Annotated in this window: 5 protein-coding genes; 2 read left to right on the forward strand and 3 right to left on the reverse strand. The window is 66.5% G+C overall.

Going from position 1 to position 4,579, the window contains the following annotated elements; translation table 11 throughout:
• Positions 1-201 precede the first annotated feature (201 nt).
• Together A8G08_RS25575 and A8G08_RS25580 are read right to left on the reverse strand one after the other, a co-directional pair.
• Entirely contained in the window at positions 202-903 is a 702-nt protein-coding gene (locus A8G08_RS25575) for a rhomboid-like protein (protein ID WP_084436873.1), read from the reverse strand.
• Positions 904-928: 25 nt separating this feature from the next.
• Positions 929-2,491 carry an adenylate/guanylate cyclase domain-containing protein gene (locus A8G08_RS25580; protein ID WP_068280682.1) on the reverse strand — a complete coding sequence of 521 codons (1,563 nt, stop codon included), beginning with the start codon at positions 2,489-2,491 and terminating at the stop codon, positions 929-931.
• A gap of 42 nt (positions 2,492-2,533) precedes the next feature.
• Here A8G08_RS25580 and nucS point away from each other — a divergent pair, with 42 nt between their 5' ends.
• The gene (nucS, locus tag A8G08_RS25585; RefSeq protein ID WP_068280686.1) at positions 2,534-3,238 is read left to right on the forward strand and encodes an endonuclease NucS; all 705 of its coding nucleotides are present in this window, start codon (positions 2,534-2,536) and stop codon (positions 3,236-3,238) included.
• A 55-nt stretch (positions 3,239-3,293) separates the two neighbouring features.
• Positions 3,294-3,584: an LIM domain-containing protein gene (locus A8G08_RS28190; RefSeq protein WP_084436874.1), complete on the forward strand. Its 291-nt coding sequence runs from the start codon at positions 3,294-3,296 to the stop codon at positions 3,582-3,584.
• Between the two features lie 90 nt (positions 3,585-3,674).
• On the opposite strand, the gene A8G08_RS27695 is transcribed toward A8G08_RS28190, so the two are convergent.
• On the reverse strand, positions 3,675-4,579 hold a 905-nt coding region (locus A8G08_RS27695; RefSeq protein WP_068280684.1), incomplete at its 5' end, for a coiled-coil domain-containing protein.

Raw genomic sequence — 4,579 nt, forward strand, 5'->3', positions numbered from 1 at the left:
GGCCGAGCCCCACACATCGGTACAGCGCTCCACGGTCACGAACACGACCCCAAAAACAAACCCTCAAATCGGTGCAAAACTTCTACACGGGCGCGAAACTTCGCACCCATCTACACAATTCGCACCCGATTGAGAGTCCGTTCGCCCGTCGCCCGTCGCCCGTCGCCCGTCGCCCGCGCGCTCAGCCGAGAAGGTGCGCTGTCATTCGGATGTCCCGATTCGGACTCGCCTCCTCGCCCGGCGCGTACGCAACGCGACGATCGGGTCCCATGGTCCGCCGCGCGAGCGCGTCAGCGGATAATAGGCGAGGCCGATGAGAACCGCTGTGCCATGGCCGATTTCGGTGAAGTCAACACCGTCGATCGCGAACGGGAGAGCGACCGCCGTCACCAGCGCAGCGAGGTAGACATAGCGCACGGGGCCGCCGAGTCGGTATGTGAGGACCCCCGCGACGCCGGCGAGTGCATAGCTGACGCCGACGTCGAGCGCATCGGCAGCGGATGCCGGCGTACTGCCGTGGTGAATTGCCAGATACACCGCGCCCTCGCTCGCGTACGTCGCGCCGATATGGGCAAGTACGACCAGGCCCAGCCACCGCAGGGTGCCGAGCCAGCGTTCGGCCGGTACGTGGAAGAGGTTGAACAGGACCAGATAGGTCAGCCAGCTTCCGCCGTCCGGCCAGAACGCGCTGGCAACGAGGACGTGCAGTGGGTCCTCGGCGAGGTGGTGCAGGTTTGTGGATCGCTCGATGAGCACGTGGTGCAGTTCGCTGGGCTCGAGCCTGGACATGATGATCGTGGTCGGCAGCAGAAGGATCAGCCAGCAGAATGTTCCGGGCGCCCGGCGGACATAGCGCCAGCACGCGCCCAATCCGCGTCCGAGGGCCTGCCGGAAACGCTGCACAGTTCGAGTCCGCGCCGATAGGGGCTCAGTCCGGGCGCGGTGCGGCGACCCGGGTCTTGGTATTCCTGCCGCGCAGGAGGACTTCCTCGCCCATGCACCAGAGCTTGGCCTCGTCCTCGTTCGCGGCCTGCACGGCGCGGTCTGAGGCGAGTACCAGGCCGGGATGTTGCTTGGCGAGTTCGCACAATCGGGCTGCCTCGTTCACGGCATCACCGATGACGGTGTACTCGAAACGCTTGCGCGCCCCGACATTTCCGGCGACGCCCAGCCCATAGCCGACGCCTGTCGCCGCCTGGCATTCGGGGACTTCGAGGGGGAGTCGCTTGCGGACCGCGCGCGCTGCCGCCATTGCCCGGCCTGCCGGATCGTCGATTTCGACTGGTGCTCCGAAAACCGCCAGCGCGGCGTCGCCCTCGAACTTGTTGATGATGCCGCCGTGGCGATCGACCTCGTCGACCACAACGTCGAAGTAGCGGTTCAGCAGGTCGACGACCTCCCGCGGCGGGCGCGATGCAGTGAACGCGGTTGAGCCGACGATGTCGACGAACATGACCGCGACATACCGTTCCTCGCCGCCGAGTTCGGGATTGCGGGCCAAGGCCGCCTCGGCAACCTCGAGCCCGACCTGACGGCCGAATAGATCCCGGATCCGTTCGCGTTCGCGCAGCCCTTCCGCCATCCGGTTGAATCCGCTTTGCAGCTCACCCAACTCACTGCCGTCGTACACGACGATCGACTCAGGGAGTTCGTCGTGCTCGATCCGGGCCATGGCGGCGGTCACCGATCGCAGGGGGTCTGTGATCTGGCGTGCACCGAGTGCGGTCAGTGCGAATCCGAACACGAGCGTGATCGACCCCAGCGCGAGAATGGTGAAGGCGAGTTGTTCGGTGGAGACGTTCTGGCTGAAACTGAAGGCGGCCACCAGCATCAGGCCCGTCACCGGCGTTCCGGTGCCGAGGCACCACGCGAGCAGCGACCGGTCGGTCACACGAGTGAGATGGATACGTGGTTGGTTTGCCCCAGCCTCGAGCGCCTTTGCCGAACTTGCGCGCAGCGTGAATTCGATCAGGACGTAGCTGAACGCGCAGACGGTGATACCGCCGAACATGATCGTCAGTGCGACCTTGGGTACCGCGTGTGGGTCGACGAGTGCCGTCGAGATGCCGAGCACAACACCGCCGGCGAGCCACAGCAACCCCTGGAGGAGGGTAAGCCGCCACGGCAAGGCCAGTGCGGCCGAGCGTTCACGCGGCGTCGGTTCTCGTCCTTCGGCCACCCAGCCGACTGCCCGGATACCGATTCGTGCGCCGACGGTGCCGCCGATGGTGGCGGCCAATACGAGATATATGGGCAGAACCACGCGGTTGCCGATGTCGAATTCTTCGGCCATCAGATCCTGGCCGGGTAATACGAGAGCAACCAGGAGCAGGACGAGTGCCGCGCCGATGCCGTTGGTTGTCACGAAGACGGTCGCGAGCAGAATTCGCAGCCGTCGACGCTGGTGGTGCCGGACTTCGTTCGGATCACCGAGCAGCCAGGAACCAAGCGGCGGCTTTTCCCTCCGACGGCGACGAAACAACTGCGACATGGTGGTTCGAGCGTATCCGAGCGTTGCTCTAGGGTGGGCGAGGTGCGCCTTGTGATCGCCCGTTGCCAGGTTGACTATGTCGGCAGACTCACCGCCCACCTTCCACTTGCTCGGCGATTGCTGCTGATCAAAGCGGACGGTTCCGTGCTCGTGCACTCGGACGGTGGTTCCTACAAGCCGCTGAACTGGATGAGCCCGCCGTGCTGGCTCGAGGAGCGCGAAGTGGACAGTTTCGACAAAGTCGACGGTGTCGACGGCGGCGCGCCTCAGTTGTGGGTGGTGACGAACAAAGCCGGCGAGGAACTTCGGATCACGATCGAAGACGTCGAGCACGATTCGAAGCACGATCTCGGCGTCGACCCGGGTCTGGTGAAAGACGGTGTGGAGGCGCACCTGCAGGTGCTGTTGGCCGAGCACGTCGAGGTGCTCGGCGACGGGTACACCCTGGTCCGCCGGGAATACCCGACCGCTATCGGGCCCGTCGACCTGATGTGCCGGAATGGCGACGGGCAGAGCGTCGCCGTGGAGATCAAGCGCCGCGGCGAGATCGACGGGGTCGAGCAGCTGACCCGTTACCTCGAGTTGCTCAACCGCGACCCGCTACTAGCCCCGGTGACCGGCGTGTTCGCCGCGCAGCAGATCAAGCCCCAGGCCCGAACTCTCGCGACCGACCGCGGCATCCGTTGCGTCACATTGGACTACGACGGCCTGCGCGGAATCGATACGTCGGAGTTCCGCCTGTTCTAAGGGCACGCGGCCGGCACGGCCATGCGGTTCGGCCGCGCGCCCCTATCCTGGAATCGTGCCCCGTCGAAAACCTGCTCGTGCGACCCCGCCACCGCTGCGCGGCGATGCACTGCGGCGCACAGAGTCCGGGCCGGGCGACGAGTCCTACATCGTGCGCACGGTTCCCGGCAGTCGGGCCACGAAGGTCTACCGGTGTCCGGGCTGCGACCACGAAATCGCGCCTGGCACTGCACACGTCGTTGCGTGGCCGGCCGGGGACACGGGCGGGCTCGAGGAGCGCAGGCATTGGCACACCGGCTGTTGGTCAGGGCGGAAGACCCGGGGGCTGACCCGACGCTGGTCCTGACCGCCACCGATTCACCAGCAGCGTCATGAGAGAACGACGAAGCCCCAATCCAATGGATCGGGGCTTCGTCGAACTATCGAACTTCTGCGATCAGCGGCTCTGCGCGCTCGCGTGACCGTTGGTGCGGTTCTTGGCGGGCTCTTCTGCGTCGGCCACCGACTCGGTTTCGGCATCGACATCGGCCTCGACAGCCTCGGTGAGCTCAGCCGCCTCGAGAATCTCGACCTCGCTGTCGGCCGCGTCGATCGCGGTCAGATCGCCACCGAGTGCACGCGGCGACTGGTTCGAGTCGAGCAGCTCGGCCTCACGGTTGACCGATGCGAGCATCGCGGGAACCGAGTCGAGCTGGCCGCGGATCCCGAGCAGCTGGGCGAGCACCCGGCCACGCAGCACGCGCAGTTCCTCGGCAAGTTCCTTCGAGTACGCGATCCGACGCTCCGCCTGGTGGTTGGCGGTCTCGAGGATGCGCTGCGCTTCCTCTGCGGCGTCCTTCACGCGCTGGCGAGCCTCGGCCTTGGTGGTGGCCTCGAGCTCTTCGAGTGCCCGGTTGAGCGACGAACGACGCTCGGTCATCGTCACGTCGAAGTCGTCCTGGACCGCCTTGCGACGCGCGTCGGCTTCTGCGGAGAGCTGGCTCGCCTCGGTCTGAGCGGCCTCGACGATCCGGGCCGACTCGGTGCGGGCACTGGCCATGGTCTGCTCGAACTCGATGTCGAGCGCCGACCGCTTCTCCTCGACCTCGGCGAGCTGCGCCTCGGCGGCAGAGCGCAGGGCAGTGGCCTCCTGCTGCGCGATCGAGGTGACTTCCTCGGCCTCGGCGCGCGCCTCGGCCCGCACCTCGGACGCCTCGTCGGAGGCCAGGCGCAGCATGCGGGAGATGCGGTCACCCATGCCCTCGGCAGTGGTCGGCGGAACCGCCAGGCGGTCGACCTCGTCCTGCAGCGACGCGATCTGATCTCGCGCGTCCTCGAGCTGGTGCGCCAGATTTCGCGCCT

The organism is Aldersonia kunmingensis (assembly GCF_001646865.1).
GTDB classification, from domain to species: Bacteria; Actinomycetota; Actinomycetes; order Mycobacteriales; family Mycobacteriaceae; genus Aldersonia; species Aldersonia kunmingensis.